The organism is Mesorhizobium sp. P2_A8, from assembly GCF_056404935.1.
On record NZ_JBFUDB010000002.1, the window covers coordinates 529,317 to 552,439 of the forward strand.

Sequence of the window (23,123 nt, forward strand, 5' to 3'; positions counted from 1 at the left end):
GTCAATTTCGCCCTTTTGGAGGTTTGAACCCGACGAGACGAGCCAAGGATGTAACCCCATGCCCAAGCATCCCCCGTCATCTCAATCCTAGGTCTCACGAAAAAGCAGAGTCAAATGCGATTAAGGGTTCGTTAACGGTTGAATACCTGATCTGTCGCATCACAAGCCGAATTAGATTTGGGCAAAGACCTTGATTCAACTAGTTATTCAAGAGCTCTTAACCATTCGTTCATAAATCCGTCGCAGCTGGGGGTATGCCGCTACTGCATTAGGTGTAGCGCATATTCCTTTATATCGAAGGGGTTACGCCTTGTTCATGGCTCCGCACCACCTGTTGCGGTCTGTAAGGTCCCTTGAGACTGGGGGGGAGGGCGCCACGGGCTTCGGGGCAGAGGCCTTAACTATGTTGCAAGTATTGACTTGCGGTCCGTCGCCAGACGCTTGCCCCCTCCCGTGGTTAATGGTTAGTTTATGCCTTACGAATTTAGCGGGGGCTAATCGTTGTGTCGAGGCGATCGGAAACGGGGCAGGCAGGGAGTGGGGAGCGGGTCGCGAGACCGTTTCAGGATCCTGCATGCGGAGTGACCCAGATGGGCCAGGCCGGCGGTGCGCGCAGCTCGCGGTCAAGAAATAGTCTCAGGGCACCAGAATTCGGGGGCAGCACAAAATGTTAGGCCGTTTCATCAAGGGGGCTGCCGAGCCGCTGGCGCAAGCTGCGCCGCTGCCCGTTGTGACGCCATCGCCAGCAATCCCCGATCTTGCGCCACATGGCGATGAATTCCTGGCCTTGAAAGTGGAACTCCATCGACATCTGATCGACCGGTTCAACCTCGCGGCGCTTGATACAGCGTCGAAGGACGAGATCCTGAACGAGATCCGTCCGATCGTGCGTGAGTTCGTTCGTGCCCGCAACGTGCCTCTGAATGCCCGCGAACTCGACCAGCTGACCAGCGACACCGCCGACGAGATGCTCGGCCTGGGGCCGATCGAGCCGTTGCTCAAGGACGATTCCATCGCAGACATCCTGATCAACACCCACAAGCGCGTCTTCATCGAGCGATATGGTGTGATCGAGGAGACCGGGATACGCTTTCGCGACGAGGCGCATCTGCTGCGTATCATCAACAAGATCGTCTCGGCAATTGGGCGGCGCGTGGATGAATCGGCGCCGATGGTCGATGCGCGGCTGGCCGACGGCTCGCGCGTCAATATCGCGGTGCGGCCGATCTCCGTGGATGGGCCCCTGGTGTCGATCCGCAAATTCTCAAAGAATCCCTATTCGCTCGAGCGCCTGATGGCGTTCAATTCCATCCGCCCGCCGATGGTCGATCTCCTGCGCATCGCCGTGCAATCGCGCAAGTCGATCCTGGTTTCGGGTGGCACCGGCAGCGGCAAGACGACCTTGCTCAACGCGCTGTCAAGTTACATCCCCTCGAGAGAGCGACTGATCACCATCGAGGATGCGGCCGAACTGCAGCTGCAACAGCCGCATGTCGGCAGGCTGGAGACGCGTCCGCCCAATGTCGAGGGCAAGGGCGAGGTGCGCCAGCGCGAGTTGCTGAAGAACGCGTTGCGCATGCGGCCCGATCGCATCATTGTGGGCGAGGTGCGCGGCGAGGAAGCCTTCGACATGCTGCAGGCGATGAACACGGGCCACGAGGGGTCGATGACCACCATCCATGCCAACACGCCACGCGACGCGATCTCGCGGCTGGAGCAGATGGTCGGCATGGCCGGCATGCCGATGAGCAACGATTCCATCCGGGCGCAGATTGCCTCGGCCATCGATATTGTCGTGCAGACGCAGCGTCTTTCGGATGGCGGCAGGCGCGTAACATCCATATCGGAAATCACCGGCATGGAAGGCAATGTTATCCAGCTTCAGGAAATCTACCATTTCGTGCGCCGCGACGTCGGCGCCGACGGCTCCATTATCGGTGACTTTCGTGCCACCGGCGTTCGACCGCGCTTTGCCCAGGAGGCGGCGACGCTTGGCCATCAGTTCGCCAAGGATGCCTTCAATCCTCAGGTTCCGCTTTGATGCCGACCGGACAGACCTTACTCTACTTCATCTACGTGCTGGCAGCGGCCTCGGTCATTCTCGCCGCGGAATCGTTCTACGTGTCATTTTCAGGGCGGCGCGCGCGCATCACTACCGTCAACCGGCGTATCAAGCGGTTGCAAGAGGAGGCCCCGGCCGAACAGACGTTGCAGGGCCTGTTGCAGGAACGTGGCCTGACGGCGAGTGGCGACTACATCTTCGGTGCAGTCGCGCTCAACCGGCTTTACACGCAATCCGGCATAACCGGCAACCCGCTGGCCTTTGCAGCGGTATTCCTGCTGGCCGGTCTGGTGTCGGCCCTGGTGTTGCCGCTGGTTCTGGGCTTTTCGACTGTGGCCGGGATCATTGCCTTTTTCGTCGTCGGCCTTATCCTGCCGCTTCTCGTCTTGCGCCGTGCACGCAACAAGCGAATCCAGAAATTTGCCGCCCAACTTCCCAACGCACTCGACATGATCGTGCGTTCGTTGCGCGCCGGTCATCCGACATCGGTGGCAATCGGGCTTGTGGCACGTGAGATGCCCGACCCGCTCGGTACCGAATTCGGCATCGTCTCCGACGAAATCACCTTTGGCCTCAGCCTCGAACAGGCCGTGCGCAAACTCTCGCAACGCGTCGGCTTCGAAGGCCTCCATCTCCTTACCATCTCACTCTCCATTCAGGCCAAAACCGGCGGCAACCTGACCGAGATGCTATCGAATCTTTCATCTTCGCTCCGCGAGCGGCAGAAATTGAGGCTGAAGATCAAGGCGCTTTCCGCCGAGGGCCGAGCATCGGCATGGATAATATCTCTATTTCCCTTGGTTATGTTTGGAATACTTTTTATAGTTGCCCCCAGCTATTATGGAGATATTTGGGGTAGCCCGCTGATAACGCCGGTATTCGTGATATTTGGACTATTGGCGCTTTTGGGCGATTTCATCATGTTTCGAATGGTCAATTTCGATTTCTGAGGAGGGCGCGCCATGACCGTTTTTGCAAGCCTTCAGAATTCGGGGATGCTCATCTCGTTCGCCGTTTTCATGGCGGCGATGGCGCTTTTCCTGTTCGGCGCATTGATAATTTTGCCGGCCATGCAGACACGGAAGCTGGTCGCGCAAAGCCTGAAGGCCGAGGGTATTGCCAGCCGTCGCTCACTGATGGGCCAGGACCATTTGGCCAAGATTTCGGCGCAGCGCCCGGTCGACGCATATTTTCGGTCGATCGAAAAGGAACGGGACGAACCCAGCGCCCTGGATGCCAAGCTTTTCCGCGCCGGCTTCTATCAATCAAGCGCGCCGGCGGTTTACACTTTGTCGCGCCTAGGTGCAGTCTTGATAGGCTTCGCTGTGACGTTTGCGATCCTGTCGCGCATACTGCCGTCTCAGGTGCCGGTAGTCATCGCCTTTGTCATCGCTGCCGTGTTCGGGCTTGCCTGCATAGTGGTCCCAAGCATCGCTCTCGATCGGTTCGAGAGTGCACAAAAGCAGGTCTATCGCCGTGGCTTTCCCGATTTCATGGACATGATGATCACCTGCGCCGATGCCGGCATGAGCCTCGAGGCGGCGGTCGAGCGCGTCGGGACAGAACTTGCCGCCACCCACAAATGGCTTGGTATTCAGCTGTCGATCATGAATTTGCAGTTGCGCGCCGGCAAGCCGTTGCGGGAAGCTCTGCGCGAACTGGCGGACCGAATCGGCCTCGAAGAGGCGAGATCCCTGGCCGTGCTGTTCCGGCAATCGGAGGAACTCGGAACCAGCCTGACAGACGCCTTGCGGGTTTACAGCGAGGAAATGCGCAGTCAGCGAATCCTGCGCGCGGAGGAGATCGCCAACGCTCTTCCGGTCAAGATGATGATTCCGCTCGGTCTTTGCATCTTTCCTGTCGTGATGATGATTGTCATGCTACCAGTTGTCATCCGAATGAAAGGCGTTTTCTTCTAGTTCCATATATGCTTTGGTTCTAAAACTAGAGTCGGAGGGCTCGTGGGGACAAGCTCTTGGGGGACAAAATGACAGGGCCAATGCGCCTCGCAGTCGTAGCCAGTCTGTTTTTGATGGCCCTTGCCGGCTGTCAAACGAACGACAGCCTCGATGGTGTCGTTCGCACCAACGAGCCGTCGAAAGGCGACGTGACGTCCTTCGGCGATGCTTTCGACGGGCTGAAGACGGTCGGCGACGTCGAATATTACGCCTCGGACCAGGCCGTGGCCGAAGCCAAGAACCAGTTCCGCGCGGAAAACTACGGCAATGCCGGCGCCTTGTTCTTCAAGGCGACGCAACTGTCGCCTAATGACGGTAACGCGTGGATGGGGTTGGCCGCCTGTAGCGACCGGATTCATCGCTTCGACCTCGCCGATCGAGCCTATGCCCGAGCCTTCAAGCTGCTTGGCGCGACGCCGGAATATTACAACAATATCGGCTATTCCTACCTGCTTCGCGGCAAGCTGCAGGACGCGCGCGCGAATTTCCTCAAAGCCTATGAACTGGCGCCCAAAGATCCGACAGTGGCCAACAATCTGAAGCTTTTGTCGTCGAGCGTGCAGAATATCGAACGCTAGCATGCTGCTTGTCGAATCGCTGCTGCTGATGGCGCTCGCGATCCCCCTGCTGGCAAGGATTGGGTGGCTCGACTTCACCACCCAGCAGATAGCCAATCGCGACGTGCTGCTGCTGCTCTGCCTGGGGGCGGGGTCGCAGTTGCTGCTGTCGCTGCAGTCCGGATCCTGGTTGGACATGGGGTTGAGTGCCGCTGCCGGGCTTCTCTTGTTTGTCGCGCTCTTGCCTTTCTGGGCGCTGCACAAGGTTGGCGCCGGCGATATCAAGCTGATGGCGACCGTGCCTTTTCTGATCGGTGGCAGCGCGCTCGTCGTCTTTTCCTTTCTGATGCTGCTTTTTGCTCTCGTCACGGCGCTCGTCGTGAAAAACCCAACGCTACTGCCGGAAGGCGCCTTCCGCGTGTACATTCAGCATTTGGATCGCAAAGGTGTTGTGCCGTTTGGAGTGCCGATTTCCCTGGCGTCGATATGTACGATCGTGTTCCAGATCGTAAGTTTTGTCGCCCCTGGCAGTCTATTTGCCTGACCGTTGTGATTCACAAGATCACACGTTGATTTCGCCGAAGCTTTGATACCCAGATTAACCTTTTGGGAACCAATAACTTGCCGTGGGACCGGCAAAATGCTTGGATTGCATCTTGTCGGTGGGGCTCCAAATGAACATTTCCAATTCTGAAGGGGATCGCATATCCGTTCGCTCTGAGACGCCGCCGGAAGGTGTCCAGGACGGCATTCTTCAGCGATCCATGCGCTTGCTTCCGCCACCAGCGATGCGTGACTTTATTGGTCGCGCAACGCTGACATTTTACTTCGCGTTCGGCGCGGTCATCAAGGTGGCGGCTCTGATATTGGTTCTGCGCGATATTGTGTGGACGACAGCATCCAGCGTCGACTTCGCGGCGGACGTTGCCTCTCTCGGCTTCCTGGTGCTCATGGTTTTTTCAACCGTGACGCGTCTTCCGCCGGTGAAGACAGCGCAGGGACTTGAACCTCGAATCGCGGCGCTGATCGGATGCTTTGCCACGGTAACTTTGGTCGTTGTCCCTCGTGTCCAGATCCTTCCGCAGCTTGAATTGGTTGCGGACTTCATCATCCTCGGCGGTTTTGCGCTTTGCATCTGGTGCCTGTGGTGGCTCGGCAGATCGTTCAGCATCTCCGCCCAGGCCAGGCGGCTTGTCACAGCAGGGCCATACCGCTTCGTGCGGCACCCACTGTACGCATGCGAAGCAATTGTCGTGCTGGGCATAGTGCTGCGCAATCCGACGTGGATAACGGTCGCAATTTGCGCGATTGCTCTCACCTTCCAATACCGGCGGCTGGTCAACGAGGAAAAGGTCCTGCAATCGGCCTTCCCCGAATACGAGTCCTACAAGCGTCGGACGCCGATGCTGTTTCCTTCCTTGTCTTCATTTCGGTGATCGAACGCCGCCGCGCCTGCGAATACTCTGGCCCGGTGATCTGAAGCACCGCAAGACGCGCCTTCATCAAGCCGGCGATGCCGGGATTAGCCAGCAAAATGGCCATATACCTCTATATTAGCTTGTGCTAACGTACTGTGGCCGCAGCCCCAAAAACACCCCAACCCCCCCGGGCGCTGCGACCACCGAGCGCCGGCAGGCTCGCGCTCACCAGACTCTCCAGTCTGCCGGCGCTCGGTCTCCTCGTGAGACGGCGCGGGCGCGCAGCGGCGCTTTGCGCCGGTGGGCTTCATTCGAAAATCAAGAACACAAAGATCTTGATCGGCGCACCGACGATGGCCAATCAATCCAGCTTGTTGTCTGGATGACCAATGTCAGGGTGCCATCGGTGTTGCGGCGACGACCTGGCAACTGACCCGGGGCTGCGCTACCGGCTCTGCCATGACCGCCGGGTAGGTGTTCATGATCGCAGCCGACCCGGCCTGAACGGTGTCGAATATAGGTTTCTTGCTGCGGCTTCCGGCTCTTGTCGAAGCATCAGCGCGCGATAATTTGCTTGAAGGCGTGGGCGTTTCCCTCTCGAACAGGAGCCGGCCATGAAACACCAGACACTCGATGAACTGCATGCGGTCGCCAAGATTGAATCTTCGGCGGCGTATTCGGCAATGACACGGAACCAGCGTATCGAGCGCTGGGCCGAACTTCTCGAGCAACACCCCGAGCGATGCGTTGCCGCGTTTACAGGTACCGAATATTTGCACATGGAAGAACGTGCCAGCTTGCGTGGGGACGGATCAGCAATTGCCGTTGCCTTCGACGACCCGGTATTGCGCGCGTCGGGCCTGAAAGATGACACGTATGGCGAGGCCAGGCGTTTCTTCAAACTGAGCGACTGGCAACTGCACGAGATCGTCTGCGATTGCCATGTCGGCGCTACCATGAAAGCGCATTGGGCTGCCAAACGAGTTCGCGCAACAGTTGAAGGAAACGGTTTCCTTGCGTGGTTGAGGCAAAGGATCATGTTCTGAGTTGGTCGAGGTGAGGATCGGCACGTGTCCTCACCCGACCTCTGCTTGGAAGCTGTCGGGACTGTAGCCCTAAAACACTCGATCCGCCGGCTTCCTGCTTTTCCCCCAAACGACGATATCTGTGGCGATCCCGAATGCATTCGTTGAAGAAACGGCCCTTTGAGGAGGCTTTTCTGAAAGCGGCATAGGTCGCCGGGGCAACATCCTCATAGTCACAGCGATTGCCGCTCGGCACAAACCAGACGGAGAGCGTTCTGGTTGCCGGATCGTATCTGGTGTTTTGGATCACGGTCGACGGCATTTCTGGCACCCGATGATCAACCGGATAAACCCGCCAGAAGTGGTCAAGTTCCGCAGTTCTACTGTCCCCGCCCTTCGCCACCATCCCTGTGGATAGACCCCGAATACCCCCATCATTCCAAACATCCGCTTGCAAGAAGCCCTAGACTAAAAACCTAGGGGAATCGGGTGAATGTCGATCAAGCCGTGTCATCGCGTCGTGTTGTGCACGCTGCTGGCGATTGCTGGCTGCACGTCGGCGCCGGGCAAGGACTTCTTCACCGAAACCATCGACAGCCTGCACGCCAAGAACTCGCCCTTGCGGGCGGGATATACCGGGCATGGCGCCGTCACGTCGGCCGCCGGCCAGGCGCAGCGCTTCAACGGTGCGCAGTATCAGGGCTCGGGTCAATTCGTCTCCTCCGGCGCCCCTGTCACCAAGGTGACGACCGACGGCTCGGGCCAGTTCGAGCTCAATCTGGTCAATGCGCCGATTACCGAGGCGGCCAAGGCCGTGCTTGGCGACGCGCTGCACCTCAACTACATCGTCGACCCGCGCGTGCAAGGCACGGTGACGCTGCAGACCTCGCAGCCAGTGTCGAAGGATGCGCTGGTCGACATCCTGCAATCGGCGCTCGCGGTGAACGGTGCCGGCATCACCAACCGCGCCGGCACCTACCAGGTCGTGCCGCTTTCCGAAATCATGTCGAGCACGCCGCCGGTCAGCGTGCCGTCAGTTTCGCCGTCGGGCCCCGGCGTCAAGGTGCAGGTGCTGCAGCTGCAATTCATCGCCGCCGACGAAATGAAAACCATTCTCGAACCGATTACCCGCCAGGGCTCGGTGCTGCGGGTCGATTCCACCCGCAACCTGATCACCGTCGCCGGCAACGACAGCGACCTCAATGCCATTCGCGAAGCGGTTTCGGTGTTCGACGTCGACTGGATGCGCGGCATGTCCGTGGCGCTTCATCCGCTGAAGACCTCCAAGCCGGAAGCGGTTGCCGCCGAACTCGATTCGATCTTCGGTACCAAGGACGGGCCGGGCGCCAAGCTCATCCAGTTCATTCCCAACGACAGGCTGAATTCGGTGCTGGTGATCACGTCGCGCCCCGCCTATCTCGCCCGTGCCGCGACCTGGATCAACAAGCTCGACAGACTGGCCGAGACCAATGAAAACCAGCTCTTCGTCTACCAGATCCAGAACCGTCCAGCCAAGGAACTGGCCGCGGTGCTGAGCTCCGTTCTCGGCACCACGGTGAAGACCGAAGGAGACTCGGGTGGCTCGAGCGTGTCGCCCGACCAGACACCGATCGCCATGCAGTCGGACGGCGTCACGCCGGTGCCGTTGACCGGGCCTTCGCCTTCGCTGCCCGCGCAGGACGGACAGCCTCCCGCCCACGCCACGGTCGTCGCCGATATCGAAAACAATGCGCTGCTGATCCAGACCACGGCGCGCGACTATGAACGCATCGAGCAGATCCTGACCAAGGTCGACGTGCTGCCGACGCAAGTCATGCTGGAAGCCGTCATCGCCGAAGTCACGCTCAACGACGACCTGAAATACGGCCTGCGCTGGTTCTTCGAGAATGGTGGCATGAAGATCTCGGTGTCCGACGTGGCAAAGGGAGTTGCCGCGGCAGCACTGCCTGGCTTCAACTGGAGCTACGCAACCGACAATATCCAGGTAACGCTGAACGCCTTGTCCAGCATCACAGACGTCAATGTCATCTCGGCGCCAACCATCATGGCCCTGAACAACCAGAAAGCGATATTGCAGGTCGGCGACCAGGTGCCGATCGCCACACGGCAAGTGGTGGACCAGACGCTCGGCAGCTCGCCGGTCGTTTCGGTCGAGATGAAGGACACCGGCGTCATCCTGACGGTGACGCCACGCATCAACAATGCCGGCAGGGTCATGCTCGACATCGAGCAGGAGGTCAGCAATGTGACCAAGACGACCAGCTCCGGCATCGATTCGCCGACCATCCAGCAGCGCAAGATCCAGACCCGCGTCCTGGTCAACGATGGCGAGAGCCTGGCGCTGGGCGGTCTCATCCAGTCGCGCAACAATGTCGACCGCACGCAAGTGCCTATCCTCGGCGATATCCCGATTATCGGCAACGCGTTCAAGCAAAAGACGGACAGCATCGGACGCACCGAACTGATCATCTTCATCAGGCCGCATGTGGTCCGTGACATCAACGAAGCCCGCGAAGTGACGGACGAATTCCGCGGCAAGATCAGCCTGCAGACACCGATCCAGAAGCGGCGCGGCGGCACCAAGCTGCAACAGGATCTGAAGAGGCTGGCGTATTGACGATGGCTACGCACCCATCTCTGGTGCTGGCTGCGACGGTCGCCCTGGCGGCTATTCTCGTCGCCATTTCAATTGCCGATTTCCGCAGGCAGATCATCCCGGACGGGCTCAACCTGGCTCTGGCTGGCGTCGGCCTTGGCTACCAGATGGCGACAGACGCAGACGGCGTCCCCGTGCGGCTGCTGTTCGCCGCCGCGACTTTTGCCGCTGCCTGGCTGATCCGACGCGGTCATTTCCTGATGACCGGCAGGATCGGTCTCGGCCTCGGCGACGTCAAGATGCTCGCCGCCGCCGCATGCTGGATCAGCCCGCTGCTGCTGCCTGTGCTGCTGTTCATCGCCAGCGCCAGCGCTTTGCTGTTCGTCGGCGGGCAAGTGCTTGCGACAGGGCCTGCGGCGGCGCGGGCCCGCGTCGCCTTCGGTCCGTTTGTCGCCATCGGCCTCGGCTGCAGCTGGGCGCTGGAGCAATTTGCCGGTTTGAACATGGGACTGCTCTGATGATCACTCTGCGCTTTATCAAACCTTCAGACAAACACGCGTCCGAAGGGCGCGCCAGAAAATCTGTCGGCGAACGCGACGATCGCGAAAGCGGCTTCACCCTGGTCGAGCTCCTGGTCGTGCTGGCCATCATCGCGTTGATCGCGACGCTCGCCGCGCCACAGGTCCTGCGTTATCTCGGCTCGGCCCGGACCAATGCGGCCAAGGCGCAAATTCGCAACATCGAAAGTGCGCTCGAACTCTACTATGTCGACAACGCGAAATACCCGACCGCGGAAGAGGGGCTCTCGGCTTTGGTCACGGCGCCCGCCGGCGAAGCGCGCTGGAATGGCCCCTACCTCAAGGGAACAACCGGCTTGAAGGATCCGTGGGGGAGGCCTTATTCGTACGAAGTGAAGGCCGACGCGAGCGGCGTGATCATCCGCACCTTTGGCAAAGACGGGAAGCCGGACGGAACCGGCGAAGACCAGGACGTCACCAACTGACCGGATTTCATTCCGACAGGAACGAGGTGCGCGGCTGCACCTGGGCATTTGCCAGGTCGAGGCGTGCAAAACCTCTCGCCGAATAGGCCGCACCATCCCGCAGAACCGAGATGGTGAACCGCACGGCGGCGGGCAGGCGCCGTGGCACATTCCAGCTCGGCGACCACGATGAGGCCGCCGCCGAACCGTCGAGATATTCGAATTTCATGGCACTCACACCGCCGATCAGCCGCACCGGTTGGCTCTGCATCGACGTGCCGGCTCCGCTGCCGCGCCGTGTCTTCTGGACAATGGCCAGCGCGCCTCCGGCCTGGCCACCATCGCCAAGCGAAACAGCTATTTCGCGCAGTGCGGAGGATTTGAAGCCGATCGCCTGAACGGCGTTGAATTCGATCCGGGCACTGTCGCCGTTGAGATAAAGCACCATGTCCGGCGACGACTTGGACAGTGGCAATGGCTCGGCGTGGCTGATCGCGGTTTCAAGAAACCGCGATGCGGCGTCGACCTCCATCTGGAATTCGGTTGCCTTTTCAATACGCACCACCGTTCGGGCCTGGCTCAGGAAGACCATCATCAGCGATGTGATCACGCCGATCAGGGCCAGTCCGACCAACACGTCGATGAGGGCAAAACCCTCAACCGACACCGATGGTCCCGGCGGCGATTTGCGGCCGAGCGGAGGGGCGCCCGAAAGACGCCACCGTCCGCGATCGGCGTGGACCTTCGAGCGAGCGCGAGAGAACAGGCCGTTCATCGGCGCGCCGGGTCCTGCACGGGCACGAAGGTCAAAAACGGCCTGCCTGGAAACGCTCCACCGGTCTTCTCGATGAGAACAGCGGTTACCTTTGCCTTCGACACGTCCATCGTGCGGGTCTTCAAGGTCCAGCCGGTTTGCGTCGTGGTCTGCGCCATGGGTTGGACGTGGGCTTCGTAGTCGGCCAGTATCATACGGACGGTCCTGGCGGCTTCGACCTGGCGCTTGGCCGCGGCGATGCTGCGGCTCGCCAGCACGATCGACTGGCTGGCGATGCCCAGCACAAGCGCCAGAATGGTCATGGCGACGATCATCTCCAGGATCGAGAACCCGTCTTCGGAGGAGGCTCGCGACGATGGCGCTGTCATGGCAGTGCGCGCCACGTTGGAAGCCCGGTCAGCCAGTTGACGGCGATGCGCGCGGTCCGTCCCTTTTGCTGCAGGGCGATATCCATGCCGGAAGCGCTGCCGTCAGGAAGGAAGGTCAGGACCGTCTGCCGGCCAGCGACGACAGTCTCCTGGCCGGTGACGACCGTCATTTTGACGTCGTCCGGCAGGGTGACGATGTCTCGCTCGCCAAAACGGATGACACGAGCGCCGAGATCGACAACGACCTGCTTCGGCCTGGCGGTGGCGATTGCCGATGTGCGCGACAGGCGCAGCCGCATGGTGATCTCGCCGGCCAGCGTCTCCACGTTCTTGGTCCGATAATTGCTGACGAGCCCCGGTGCGGCTATCGCCGCGACAAGGGCCATGATCGCCAGCACGACCAGCATTTCGACCAGTGTGAATCCGGCCGTTGCGTCCGCCGGCGCGGTGGCTCCCGGCGCTATCATTGCAGCGCCAGGTCGTTGATGCTGAGGATCGTAGTCATCACTGAAATGACCAGGCTGCCGACGAGAAAACCGAGCGAAATCGTCAGCGCCGGCGTCAACAGCTTCAGCACCGTGTCGATCCTCCGCGACAGCGTCAGCTGAAGCATTTTCGCGGCGCGATCCAGCACCACCGGAAGTGCATTCGCCTCTTCGCCCAGCGAGACCAGCGACATCGTGGCGTTGTCGAAAATCCCCGCCTTGACGATCGCGCCATGCAGGCGGGCGCCGTTCGCGACGGTTTCTTCGATCGTTGCAAAGCTCGCCGCCAGTGAGCTCTGCCTGGAAACCTTGGCGGCCAGGCCAAGCGCCTCGGTCATCGCCACGCCATTGCCGAGCAGCAGCGCAAGCGTTTCCAGATAGCGCGCGATCACCGCATCCTTGACCAGCGGGCCGATCAGCGGAATCTTCAACAGCCAATGCGACAGGCGTTTTCTGGCGTCGGCGGACCGGGACAGCAAAAGATAGGAAAGCAGGGCCAGGACCGCCCCCAGCGGGAAGACGAACGGATAGTCCCTGAATACCGTGCCGAGCGCCGAAAGCATGGTCATGGTGAACGGCTTTGGGGCGGATGAGCCTTCGAAGATAGGTTCCAGTGCCGGCACCAGAACCGTCGCCAGAATGACCAGCGCACCGCTCATGACCAGCAGCAGGAAAGCCGGATAGGCCAAAGCCTCGACGATTGCCGCACGGCGCTTGGCTGTCGCCTCAAACGTATCAGCCAGCCGCTGGCATATATAGGCCATCTTGCCGCTGCGCTCGCCGCTGGCGAGCAAGGCGGCAACGTCGGAGGTGATGCCCGGCATGCCGGCGAATGCTTCGGCGACCGGCCGGCCGCCTGTCGTGTGATCGAGCACCGATTGCAGCTGTTGGCGGCGCTGGTGGTTGGGTTCGCCCGAAATAACCGCGCTCAAGGCGCGATCGACAGTGAAACCGGCGTTCAGAAGCACCGAGAGCTCGGAAAACAGACGGCTGAGATCGACCCTGCGGGTAAAAGTCAGCGCGCTGCGCCCCGGCAGGCGAAGCTGCTGCCTCTCGCCGTTCACCGGGGCAAGATGATAGGAGCGGCGGCCCTGCTGCGCCAGTTTGCGGGCGGCCTCCTGCTTGGTCGAAGCATCGAGAACGCCGGTCTCGGTGCTACCGTCGACGAGATAGGCTCGATAGGCAAAGGCCGGCATCAGCCGCCTCCTGCGAGATCGATGACACGCCGGACTTCGTCCATCGTGGTGATCTGCGATCGGGCAAGTGCGGTTGCGTGGACGGACATCGGCACGAGGTCGTCTTCGGCGGCAATTTTCCCGATCTCCATTTCGCCGGCACCCTGGTCGATAAGCTCGGCGATGCGTGGCGACACCTGCAGCATTTCGTAGGTCACCGTGCGCCCGCTGTAGCCGGAGCCGTTGCAGGTGCGGCAGGCTGTAACGGTCTGGTCCGCGCCGTGGCAGGTCGGGCAGATGCGACGCAACAGCCTCTGTGCGATGACGCCTCGGATCGTCGCGCCGAGCAGATAGCCATCGATGCCCATATCGCGAAGGCGCGTGAGCGCCCCCGCCGCACTGTTGGTGTGGAGTGTCGAAAACACCAGATGGCCGGTCAGGGCGGCCTGGACCGCGACTTGCGCCGTCTCGCGGTCGCGAATCTCACCGAGCAGGATGATATCGGGGTCCTGCCGCAGGATAGAACGCAGGGCAGCGGCAAAGTCGAGGTCGATCGCCGGATTGACCTGCAGCTGGGTGATGCCGGCCATCCGGTACTCGACCGGGTCCTCGACGGTGAAAATCTTGACATCCGGTCGCGAACGCTCGGCGAGGATGGAATAGAGCGTCGTCGTCTTGCCGCTTCCGGTCGGCCCGGTGATCAACACGATGCCGTTGGCGGCTTGCGACATGCTGCGGATTTTCGCTTGCGCGGCGCCGTCGAAACCCAGTTTCTCCAACCGCAATTCGACCCCGGCGCGGTCGAGAATTCGAAGCACGATGGCTTCGCCGTGAATCGACGGAATGACCGAGACGCGCAGGTCGATGTCGCGGCCGCGCACGGCAATGCGCATGCGTCCATCCTGCGGCAAGCGGCGTTCGGCAATGTTGAGCCGCGACAGGATCTTGATGCGGGTGGAAATGCCGGACAGCATCGCAATCGATGCGGTGTCGACGGTGGACAGCATGCCGTCATGCCTGAAGCGAATGCGGACGTGATCCTCGAGCGGCTCGATGTGAATGTCGGTGGCTCTCGCATCGACCGCCTTGTGGATTGTCTCGGCGACGAAGCGAACGATCGGCGCCTCACGGGCAAAATCCTTCAACCGTTCGAGGTCGTCGGGGCCGAAATCCAGGGTCTCGCCGCCGTTGCCGCCATTTGCAACGGCCGCCATGACCGATTGCTCGATGCGGTCGATGCATTCGCCAATCGTGCGCCTTGGCAATATGCGCAGCGCCAGTGTCCGCTCATAGTGAAAGGCGAGCGCGTCGATGGTTGCCGACGAGAACGGATCGGCCACGGCGACAACCAGCCGCTCGGCATCCATCTGCAGCGGCAGGATCGCGTTTTCGCGCAGATAGGTCAGCGGCACGCCTGCCAGCATTTCGGGGCTGACCTGTTCGGGAATCTCGACCGGCGTCGGTGCGTTGAGGTAGCGGCTGAGGCTGTTGGCAAGCTCCTGCTCGCCGATCAGGCCGAGTTCGGTCATCACCGTATCGAACGGGTGCCCGGATGTTCGCGATGCCCCCAGAGCGCGCTGGGCCGCATGCGCGGTCAGCACTTTCTCACCCTCGAGAAAGGCAAGAAACGCTTCGATCCCCTGGGTCTGGCCAAGGGGCTGCGAAGAAGCGTTCATGAGCTCCACCCGCGCAGGAGCTGCGCCGCCTCAGTGCCGAAAAGCACCTCACAGTCGGCGATGGCGGCGATGGCTGGCAGCGTGCCAGGGTCGGTGACCGGGCTCCGGGAGACGCGCCGGAATGCCGTGGGGCTGACCGGAGACCTCTTGATGATGAACCCGGCTTCGCCTGTGATGCCGGATTCGTCGCGTCTTACCACCACGTCGACCGTGTAGGCCGATGCATCGGCCGCCGCTTCAGTGACCGACGCGCTGCTGCTGCCGGCAAGAGCAGCGCGAAGACGGTTCGGCGCACGATCGGCGCTGATCGTGCCGCGCTCCGAGTTGACCGTGAAAACAGCGTGGAGGGTCTGCAAGGGCGTCGACGCAAGTGCTGAAAACTCCTGCAGTTCGGAAACCGATTCGAACGGCGCCAGCTTGTCTTCGGGCGGTCCGACAGGGCTTCTGGATTGGGGCTGGCCAGCCAACAGCGTGGCATTGTCACGAAACCGGATCGCGGCCTTGGCCAAGGCTTGGGCTCTCTCCCGCTCGAAGCCGAGCGATGCGAAACCAAGCGCCAGCAATTGATCGTCCGCGGCATTGAGGTCGATCAGCCCGTCATGATCCTGGACGCGGACATCGAAGCTGAAGTCTCCCTCCCGACACGCCGCGGGTGTGGAATCCAGCGGGAATGTTTTCGCCCCCGAGCCACCGACCAATTCGCTCGCAACCACATTGCCCAGGCCTTCGGCAAGCAGCGACAGGCGTTCCTGCTCGACCTCGTTGTTGGCGATCATCAGCCGCGTTTTCGCGGTCACGGCGAAGGGGACGACGATTGCCGAGACGATCAGCATGAACACCAGCACGGCGACCAGCGAAAAGCCGCTGCTCGCTCTTTCACCGGCTGTGTCTGGGCTTTCGTGGCGGTCGCTCATAGCTGCGGTTCATTCGGGGCTGGCAGCGGGACATTCGGGGCTGGTAGCTGAGCATTTGGGGGGGGCGGCGGGGCGTTCTTCCATGGTGGATAGAGCGGGACCCGCGCCACCTTGCCGCTGCGCTCCAGCACGGCTTGATCCTTGTCGATCGCCGACACCGTCCAGCCGTCGACGGTCTCGCCACTGCCGTACCAGATCGCGGCTTCGCTGCCGGCGACGCGCAGCAGGGCCTTCGCCGCCCCGCCGTGAATGCTGATGCCCAGAAGCGAAGGCGCGGCGGCGGGCGGGGCCTCGGGGGGTGACGGTGCTTGTTCGACGGCGGCCGCGACAACCTCGACCGGCGGCGGCCCGGCCGGCGGGGCCACGAATTTCCGGCGTGTCGGCGTGAACAGCGGCCGCTGGAACGTCTCGCTGAAATCGCCACCCTCTGGAAATTGCAGCGATCCTGTCGCCGAAGCCACGCCGCCGTCATGTCCCTTGCCGGAAGCGACAGGTGAGATGTCGACCGGCGTGTCGTAAAGGGCGACATTGACCAGGACGAGGCCCGCGATCAGACCCGCAATCGCCAGGGCGGCGAATTTCCCGGTCATGGTTTGACCCCGCCGGGCGCCGGCGCCACCGCCGTTTGCAGCGGGCCGTAAAACAGAATCTCGGCAAAAATCTCGGGGTCTCCGCTGCGCCCTGCGACCGGCCCGACATCGGTCGTGCGCAGCGTGGCCTCGCGAATGAACAGCACCGGCAACGACGTTTCGATGGCGAGAATGGCGTTGTGAATGCCTTCCAGCGGCCCCGAAAGGTTTGCCCGCAGCCCGATGTAATCGACGCCGGCCTCGCTCAACAGCGGCGCATTGCCGGCCGATAGCACATTCACCCCATTGGTAGTGGCTATCGTGTTCAGTCGGGTTTGCAGCCCACCGCGAATGATCGCTTCGCTTTCGCCGGTGAGAAACTCAGGATTTGCCGCCACCACCGGGCTGACGGCGCTGTCGAGGCGCTTTGCCAATGCCGCCACGCTTTGCAACTGGCCGAGAAGCTCCCGCTTTTCCTCGATCCCGGCTTGCGCCGAGGCGACGCTGTCGAGCCCCGCGAGCACTGCCCAGGCCAGGACACAGGCCGTCACCGCCGCGAGGGCGAGCGCTATCAGGCGACGGACCAGCGGGCTGGTGTTGAGGATGGCGGAGAGCATGGTCAGAGCGCTCCGATCTTTGCCGAAATGGTGAAGTGTTCGCCGTCCTGGCCGGGAACCCTGACCACCGGCGAGGCGAATTCGGGCGCCGAAAACAGCGGCGATGCGTCGATCGGCTTGATCAGCTCGGCGGCGGAAGCGGAAAACCCAGTGATGGTCAGGTCGTCGCCCTTGGCCGACAGATCGGTCAGCCAGGCTGAGTCGGGAAGCAGGTGCGTCAGCTCGGCCCAGACGCGCACCAGCGACGCCGTCGTTTTCTTTTCGGTGCGGATCTTTTCAATCTGCTCGATACCGGTCTGGCGCTTCTGCAGCGCGGTGCGTGCCGCCTTGGCCAATACTTGTGCGTCGGCGATCTGCGCGTCGAGTTCCGCGCCGGCCTGCCAGGTGCGCCAATGCGCATGCGCGAAGGTGACGAGCGCTGCCCCGGCCAGCATCGAACAGGCCGTCACCCAGACGGTCCTGGCGCGCCGGTCACGCGCGGTCGGTGGCCAGATGGCGGCGAGGCTGAGCGGATCGGCCCGCAGCGTGCTCTCCGGTTGCGACAGCGTCAGGCAGCGGACCGACCCGCCGGCCCGGCGAACCGTGTCAAGGACCGCGGCAAGCGTCTTCGCCTTGACGACATGGTAGACGCAGTCCTGCCCGACCTGCCTGGCGAAGACGACATGCACCTGCGTCGGGTCGATCGGCGTCGAGGCTAGAAGGTCGAGCTCGGCCATGTCGCGCGCCTGCCGAAGCGGCAGCCGCCGCGCCGCCAGTTGCCGGGTCAGGAACAGCCCGGGCTGGATCGCGATGTCGAAGCTCGGCCGCTTGCGCCGAGGCCCGCCCTGGAGAAGCGCCAGGATCTCGTCCGAGGACGCCGTGAGCGCCAGCGGGATCGACTGGAACTCCGGCCCGTTGGCCTCGCGGGCGCGGATGCCGTCGTCCGCCAGGCTGACGATCCAATCGCCTGTGGAAGATTGCTTTTGCCTGGGCGCGACCCGCGACCAGACGCCTCGCAACTCATCGAGCCACCAGTCGAAAAAATCCAGAACCTGCGCGTTGAGTGTCGCCACAACCAGCCGCCCGCCACCCCGGCTGATTCTCAGCCGAGATTTTCAGGCTGAGACTACTACAAATGCTGAGGTGATGCGGATATTCGCGAAGGCGGGGAGGGGGGATTAGCCACAGGTTTTGTTGCGGATGGGCTGACGTGAAACCGATCCGTGCCGCGATTTTGGCACCGGAGAGCGCGACAACACCCGCCCAAAGCGCTGACCGCGCCAAGGTGAGCGGCTGTCCAGGCTGACGCTGCAGCAGTTGCGGGTGCCCCAGATGCCGCGCTAGGCCTGTTCAACAAGCAGAACGCCCATGAGGTGCAGGCCGGCAAAACCATCGCCATGCTCGGCGAATGTTGCGAGCTTTGGATCATCCCGCATTGCACAATTCGTTCGCTTGGTGACAATGCAGGGCATGGTTCGAACCGCACTCGCCGTCCTGGTGATCGATGAAAACCGCATCCGCGCCGCGATCATCGAGGCGGGGTTGCGGGAGGCCGGCCATGAGCGGGTCACCGTCGTCCATGACGTGACCGGCATTGCGCGGCGCATCGCCGAGATCCAGCCCGACGTCATCGTCATCGACCTCGAAAATCCGAACCGCGACATGCTGGAAAACATGTTCCAGCTGTCGCGCGCGGTGAAGCGGCCGATCGCCATGTTCGTCGACCGCTCCGACCAGGCCTCGATCGAGGCGGCGGTCGATGCCGGCGTTTCAGCCTATGTCGTCGACGGCTTGCGGCAGGAGCGCGTCAAGCCGATCCTCGACATGGCGGTCAGCCGTTTCAACGCCTTTTCACGCATGGCGCGCGAACTCGAAGAGGCGCGCAGCGAACTCGAGAGCCGCAAGGTGATCGATCGCGCCAAGGGTATCCTGATGAAGTCGCGCGGCCTGAGCGAAGAGGCCGCCTACACGCTCCTGCGCAAGACGGCGATGAACCAGAACCGCAAGATAAGCGACATCGCCCAGAGCCTGGTGACCGCCGCCGGGCTGCTGGGACCGGCGGAGGACGAATGAGCATGGGCGCCAGGCATCAGATCACCGCCGGCTTCATGCCGCTGTTCGACAGCGCCGTGCTGGTCGCGGCCGGCGAACTCGGTTTCGCCGAGCGGGAAGGCATCGACCTGACGCTGCACCGCGAGACGTCCTGGGCCAACATCCGCGACCGTATCGCCATCGGCCACTTCCATCTCGCGCACATGCTGGGTCCGATGCCGCTCGCCTGCAATCTCGGGCTGACGCCGCTCGCCTCCGAGACCATCGTGCCGTTCTCCCTCGGTCTCGGCGGCAATTGCGTCACCATTTCCAACGCCGTCTGGGCCGGCATGGCAGGGCATGGTGCTGCGCCCGATCTCGATCCGGCGCGCGCCGGTGCCGCACTTGGCGCGCTCATCCGTGAGCGTGCAGTGGCCGGCCACGACCCGCTGCGCTTCGCCGTGGTGCATCCGCATTCCGGGCACAATTACGAACTGCGCTACTGGCTCGCCGCCTGCGGCATCGATCCACAGCGCGAGATCGAGATCGTCATCGTGCCGCCGCCCTTCATGGCCGACGCGCTGGCCGCTGGCCGCATCGACGGCTACTGCGTCGGCGAGCCCTGGAACAGCGCCTCGGTCGCCGCCGGCACCGGCCATATCGTCACCGTGAAGGCACTGTTGTGGCGCAACAGCCCGGAGAAGGTGATCGGCGTGCGCAAGGCTTGGGCCGAGCAGAACCCCGAGGCGCTGGCGGCACTGCTGCGCGCGCTGCACCACTCGGCGCGCTGGTGCCAGGATCCGGCCAACCATGGCGAACTGGCCGCGGTGATGGCGCAGCCCGGCTTGCTCGGCCTGCCGCCGGCAGTCCAGATGCCGATCTTGACGGGACGCCTTGAGTTGGGCGGTGGCGCCGAGCGGACCATCGACGACTTCTTCCTGCCCTTCGACAAGGCGGCGAACTTTCCCTGGAAGAGCCATGCGCTGTGGTTCTACACGCAGATGGTCCGCTGGGGGCATGTCGAACACACGCCGGACAATCTCGCCATTGCCCGCGACTGCTACCGTCCCGACCTCTACCGTTCGGCGCTGAAGCCGCTTGGCGTCGCACTTCCCGGCGCCAATGCCAAGGTTGAGGGCGCGCTGAAGGCCGCGACTCCGGTCGGTTCAGCGGGGGCAAGCCTGGTGCTCGGTCCCGATGGTTTCTTCGACGGCCAGATCTTCGATCCCGACGAGATCGACGCCTATATTGCCGGCCAGAAATCGGTCCGCGCGGAAGCCTGATCATTTCCGCGCCATTCTTGTGCATTGCACAAAAATTGTGCGTGCACCTGCGCTAATGAACAATCTTTGGCTTGCTCGCCCGGCGGGCCGGCGCACTGACGATTGTGACATGTCGTTGATCTCATTGATTTTTGTTATCCATTGCGAAACTGGCACGGTTCCTGCTTTGTAATAAGCAGACTCTTCTCGGGTCACGGAACAGGCGTCCAATGGCGGGCGCCACAGGCAAAGCTGCCGCTCAGGTCAACACGCGATCCCGGATGGACGGACGCGCGCGGCCTGGCCGGCGGCTTTTTTGTTTTGACCGAACACGCAATCGACGGCGCTGATCCCAAGCAGCGCCCAACGGGAGACGACGATGACGAAACGGATCGGAACTGGAACGATACTCAAGGACATGACGCGTCGCGATTTCCTCGCCAGCAGCGCGCTGACGGCGGGGCTGTTCATGGCGGCCCGCAAGCTCTTCCCCTCTGGCGCCTACGCCGCCACGACCGCGCCGGAAGTCACCGGCGCCAAGCTCGGCTTCATCGCATTGACCGATGCCGCACCGCTGATGATCGCCAAGGAGAAGGGCCTGTTCGCCAAATACGGCATGCCCGATGTCGAGGTGCTCAAGCAGGCTTCCTGGGGCGCGACGCGCGACAATCTGATGCTCGGGGGTGCTGCCAACGGCATCGACGGCGCGCATATCCTGACGCCGCTGCCCTACCTGATGCACACCGGCAAGGTGACGCAGAACAACCAGCCGATGCCGATGGCGATCGTGGCGCGGCTCAACTACGACTGCCAGGGCATTTCGGTCGCCCAGGAATATGCCGGCACCGGCGTCGGTCTCGATGCCTCGAAGCTGAAAGAAGCCTTCGCCGCCAAGAAGGCGGCCGGCAAGGAGGTCAAGGCTGCCATGACCTTCCCGGGCGGCACCCATGATTTGTGGCTGCGCTACTGGCTGGCCGCCGGCGGCATCGATCCCGACAAGGATGTCTCGACCATCGTCGTGCCGCCGCCGCAGATGGTGGCCAATATGAAGGTCGGCAACATGGACGTGTTCTGCGTCGGCGAGCCGTGGAACGAGCAGCTCGTACACCAGGGCGTCGGCTTCACCGCCGCCACGACCGGCGAAGTGTGGAAGGGTCACCCCGAAAAGGCGCTCGGCCTGCGCGCCGAATTCATCGACAAATACCCGAACGCCACCAAGGCCATCCTGATGGCCGTCATGGAGGCCCAGCAATGGTGCGAGGCCAAGGAGAACAAGGACGAGATGGCCGCCATCATCGGCAAGCGGCAATGGATGAACGTGCCTGTCGCCGACATCATCGGCCGCCTCAAGGGCGACATCAACTACGGCAATGGCCGCGTCGCCACCGGAACCGATCTCTACATGAAGTTCTGGAAGGGCGGCGTGTCCTACCCCTTCAAGAGCCATGACTCGTGGTTCCTTGCCGAGAACATCCGCTGGGGCAAGTTCGCGCCGACCACCGACATCAAGGCGCTGGTCGATCAGGTCAACCGCGAGGATCTCTGGCGCGAGGCGGCCAAGGACCTCGGGGTCGCGGCAGCCGACATTCCGGCGTCCTCGTCGCGCGGCGTCGAGACCTTCTTCGACGGCAAGATCTTCGATCCGGCCAACCCGTCCGCCTATCTCGACAGCCTGAAAATCAAGGCCTCGGCATAGTCGGCGCAAGCGGCGCCCATGGCGCCGCTTGCCGCCTTCAATTCCGATCCAGGACCTGCCCCACGGAGTTTTCCCAGACATGTCGATCCAGGCAATCGAGGACACAACGGTGAAAGCGTTTCCGGCCAAGCCAGCGGAGGTCATCGCCTTGACCGTCAAGGCGCGGCGCCGCTTCGATCCGATCGTGATCGCCGGCAAACTGGCGAGTGCGCTGGTGCCGCCGGCCATCGTCATTGCCCTCATGCTGATCGTCTGGCAGATCGCCTGCTCGTCGCCGACCGCCAGCCTGCCGCCGCCGAGCCAGGTGTGGAACGAGGCCTACGACCTGATCGCGCATCCATTCTTCAACAATGGCCCTCAGGATATCGGGCTGGCGTGGCGGGTGCTGATCTCGCTGCAGCGCGTCGCCATCGGTTTTGGCCTGGCGGCGATCGTCGGCGTCGCGCTCGGCGCGCTGGTCGGCCAGTCGATCTGGGCGATGCGCGGCCTCGATCCGGTGTTCCAGATCCTGCGCACCGTGCCGCCGCTGGCCTGGCTGCCGCTGTCGCTGGCGGCGTTTCGCGATTCCAGCCCGTCGGCGCTGTTCGTCATCTTCATCACCTCGATCTGGCCGATCATCATCAACACCGCCGTCGGCGTGCGCAACATCCCCGAGGATTACCGCAACGTCGCACGCATCCTGCAGCTCAACCAGTTCGAGTTCTTCGCCAGGATCATGGTGCCGGCGGCGGCGCCCTACATCTTCACCGGCTTGCGGATCGGCATCGGCCTGTCCTGGCTCGCCATCGTCGCCGCTGAAATGCTGACCGGCGGCGTCGGCATCGGCTTCTTCATCTGGGACGCGTGGAACTCGTCGCGGCTGCCCGACATCATCGTCGCGCTCGCCTATATCGGCGTCACCGGCTTCTGCCTCGACCGCCTGGTCGCGGCGGTCGGCGCCTTCGTCACCCGCGGCACAACGGCAAAGTGAGGAGAGGG

At 62.4% G+C, this 23,123-nt stretch carries 24 protein-coding genes; 14 read left to right on the forward strand and 10 right to left on the reverse strand.

Annotation, left to right across the window (positions count from 1 at the left end; genetic code table 11):
• Positions 1-667 precede the first annotated feature (667 nt).
• The 7 genes from AC1D10_RS09185 (at position 668) to AC1D10_RS09215 (ending at position 7,041) form a co-directional block, all read left to right on the forward strand.
• Positions 668-2,041: a CpaF family protein gene (locus AC1D10_RS09185; RefSeq protein ID WP_477270781.1), complete on the forward strand. Its 1,374-nt coding sequence runs from the start codon at positions 668-670 to the stop codon at positions 2,039-2,041.
• Positions 2,041-3,012 (forward strand): type II secretion system F family protein, encoded by a 972-nt coding sequence (locus AC1D10_RS09190; protein ID WP_477270783.1) that lies wholly within the window; start codon positions 2,041-2,043, stop codon positions 3,010-3,012. The genes AC1D10_RS09185 and AC1D10_RS09190 overlap by 1 nt, the downstream gene beginning before the upstream one ends.
• A 12-nt stretch (positions 3,013-3,024) precedes the next feature.
• The gene (locus tag AC1D10_RS09195; protein WP_477270785.1) at positions 3,025-3,981 is read left to right on the forward strand and encodes a type II secretion system F family protein; all 957 of its coding nucleotides are present in this window, start codon (positions 3,025-3,027) and stop codon (positions 3,979-3,981) included.
• A gap of 68 nt (positions 3,982-4,049) precedes the next feature.
• Complete coding sequence (locus AC1D10_RS09200) at positions 4,050-4,598, forward strand: tetratricopeptide repeat protein (protein ID WP_477270787.1); 549 nt, start codon at positions 4,050-4,052, stop codon at positions 4,596-4,598.
• A gap of 1 nt (position 4,599) precedes the next feature.
• A complete protein-coding gene (locus AC1D10_RS09205) occupies positions 4,600-5,121 on the forward strand; it encodes a prepilin peptidase (protein WP_477270789.1) in 522 nt (173 codons plus the stop codon).
• A 130-nt stretch (positions 5,122-5,251) separates the two neighbouring features.
• Positions 5,252-6,013, forward strand: coding sequence for a methyltransferase family protein (locus AC1D10_RS09210; RefSeq protein ID WP_477270791.1), 762 nt, complete (start codon positions 5,252-5,254; stop codon positions 6,011-6,013).
• Positions 6,014-6,609: 596 nt separating this feature from the next.
• On the forward strand, positions 6,610-7,041 hold the full coding sequence (locus tag AC1D10_RS09215) for a hypothetical protein (protein ID WP_477270793.1): 432 nt from the start codon (positions 6,610-6,612) through the stop codon (positions 7,039-7,041).
• Here the strand turns inward: AC1D10_RS09215 and AC1D10_RS09220 are convergent.
• On the reverse strand, positions 7,031-7,426 hold the full coding sequence (locus tag AC1D10_RS09220; protein WP_477270795.1) for a KTSC domain-containing protein: 396 nt from the start codon (positions 7,424-7,426) through the stop codon (positions 7,031-7,033). The two genes, AC1D10_RS09215 and AC1D10_RS09220, sit on opposite strands and share 11 nt — an antisense overlap.
• Positions 7,427-7,513: 87 nt before the next feature.
• Between AC1D10_RS09220 and gspD the strand changes: the two genes are divergently transcribed.
• Genes gspD through gspG form a run of 3 tightly spaced genes read left to right on the forward strand, consistent with a single transcriptional unit; the run spans position 7,514 to position 10,619 of the window.
• On the forward strand, positions 7,514-9,637 hold the full coding sequence (gspD, locus tag AC1D10_RS09225; protein ID WP_477270797.1) for a type II secretion system secretin GspD: 2,124 nt from the start codon (positions 7,514-7,516) through the stop codon (positions 9,635-9,637).
• A gap of 2 nt (positions 9,638-9,639) precedes the next feature.
• Complete coding sequence (locus AC1D10_RS09230) at positions 9,640-10,134, forward strand: prepilin peptidase (protein WP_477270799.1); 495 nt, start codon at positions 9,640-9,642, stop codon at positions 10,132-10,134.
• Positions 10,134-10,619: a type II secretion system major pseudopilin GspG gene (gene gspG / locus AC1D10_RS09235; protein ID WP_477270801.1), complete on the forward strand. Its 486-nt coding sequence runs from the start codon at positions 10,134-10,136 to the stop codon at positions 10,617-10,619. The genes AC1D10_RS09230 and gspG overlap by 1 nt, the downstream gene beginning before the upstream one ends.
• Before the next feature lie 7 nt (positions 10,620-10,626).
• Here gspG and AC1D10_RS09240 read toward each other — a convergent pair whose 3' ends face one another.
• From AC1D10_RS09240 to AC1D10_RS09280, 9 genes are all read right to left on the reverse strand, one after another.
• Positions 10,627-11,373: a PulJ/GspJ family protein gene (locus tag AC1D10_RS09240; protein WP_477270803.1), complete on the reverse strand. Its 747-nt coding sequence runs from the start codon at positions 11,371-11,373 to the stop codon at positions 10,627-10,629.
• A complete protein-coding gene (locus tag AC1D10_RS09245) occupies positions 11,370-11,741 on the reverse strand; it encodes a PulJ/GspJ family protein (RefSeq protein ID WP_477270805.1) in 372 nt (123 codons plus the stop codon). The genes AC1D10_RS09240 and AC1D10_RS09245 overlap by 4 nt, the downstream gene beginning before the upstream one ends.
• Positions 11,738-12,208, reverse strand: a complete 471-nt coding sequence (locus AC1D10_RS09250) for a GspH/FimT family pseudopilin (RefSeq protein WP_477270807.1) — start codon at positions 12,206-12,208, stop codon at positions 11,738-11,740. The genes AC1D10_RS09245 and AC1D10_RS09250 overlap by 4 nt, the downstream gene beginning before the upstream one ends.
• A complete protein-coding gene (locus AC1D10_RS09255; protein ID WP_477270809.1) occupies positions 12,205-13,422 on the reverse strand; it encodes a type II secretion system F family protein in 1,218 nt (405 codons plus the stop codon). The genes AC1D10_RS09250 and AC1D10_RS09255 overlap by 4 nt, the downstream gene beginning before the upstream one ends.
• The gene (locus AC1D10_RS09260) at positions 13,422-15,077 is read right to left on the reverse strand and encodes a GspE/PulE family protein (RefSeq protein ID WP_477270811.1); all 1,656 of its coding nucleotides are present in this window, start codon (positions 15,075-15,077) and stop codon (positions 13,422-13,424) included. The genes AC1D10_RS09255 and AC1D10_RS09260 overlap by 1 nt, the downstream gene beginning before the upstream one ends.
• Positions 15,074-15,910, reverse strand: coding sequence for a hypothetical protein (locus tag AC1D10_RS09265; RefSeq protein ID WP_477270813.1), 837 nt, complete (start codon positions 15,908-15,910; stop codon positions 15,074-15,076). The genes AC1D10_RS09260 and AC1D10_RS09265 overlap by 4 nt, the downstream gene beginning before the upstream one ends.
• A gap of 77 nt (positions 15,911-15,987) precedes the next feature.
• Positions 15,988-16,581 (reverse strand): hypothetical protein, encoded by a 594-nt coding sequence (locus AC1D10_RS09270; RefSeq protein ID WP_477270815.1) that lies wholly within the window; start codon positions 16,579-16,581, stop codon positions 15,988-15,990.
• A complete protein-coding gene (gene gspM, locus AC1D10_RS09275) occupies positions 16,578-17,177 on the reverse strand; it encodes a type II secretion system protein GspM (RefSeq protein ID WP_477270817.1) in 600 nt (199 codons plus the stop codon). The genes AC1D10_RS09270 and gspM overlap by 4 nt, the downstream gene beginning before the upstream one ends.
• A gap of 2 nt (positions 17,178-17,179) precedes the next feature.
• Positions 17,180-18,229, reverse strand: a complete 1,050-nt coding sequence (locus AC1D10_RS09280) for a PilN domain-containing protein (protein WP_477270819.1) — start codon at positions 18,227-18,229, stop codon at positions 17,180-17,182.
• A 397-nt stretch (positions 18,230-18,626) separates the two neighbouring features.
• Between AC1D10_RS09280 and AC1D10_RS09285 the strand changes: the two genes are divergently transcribed.
• The 4 genes from AC1D10_RS09285 to ntrB all read left to right on the forward strand — a co-directional run bounded on the left by AC1D10_RS09285 (position 18,627) and on the right by ntrB (position 23,115).
• Entirely contained in the window at positions 18,627-19,229 is a 603-nt protein-coding gene (locus AC1D10_RS09285) for an ANTAR domain-containing response regulator (RefSeq protein ID WP_379098428.1), read from the forward strand.
• Between the two features lie 2 nt (positions 19,230-19,231).
• Positions 19,232-20,470: a CmpA/NrtA family ABC transporter substrate-binding protein gene (locus AC1D10_RS09290; RefSeq protein ID WP_477270822.1), complete on the forward strand. Its 1,239-nt coding sequence runs from the start codon at positions 19,232-19,234 to the stop codon at positions 20,468-20,470.
• 358 nt (positions 20,471-20,828) lie between these two features.
• A complete protein-coding gene (locus AC1D10_RS09295; protein ID WP_477270824.1) occupies positions 20,829-22,145 on the forward strand; it encodes a CmpA/NrtA family ABC transporter substrate-binding protein in 1,317 nt (438 codons plus the stop codon).
• Between the two features lie 79 nt (positions 22,146-22,224).
• Entirely contained in the window at positions 22,225-23,115 is an 891-nt protein-coding gene (gene ntrB, locus AC1D10_RS09300; protein WP_477270826.1) for a nitrate ABC transporter permease, read from the forward strand.
• Positions 23,116-23,123 lie beyond the last annotated feature (8 nt).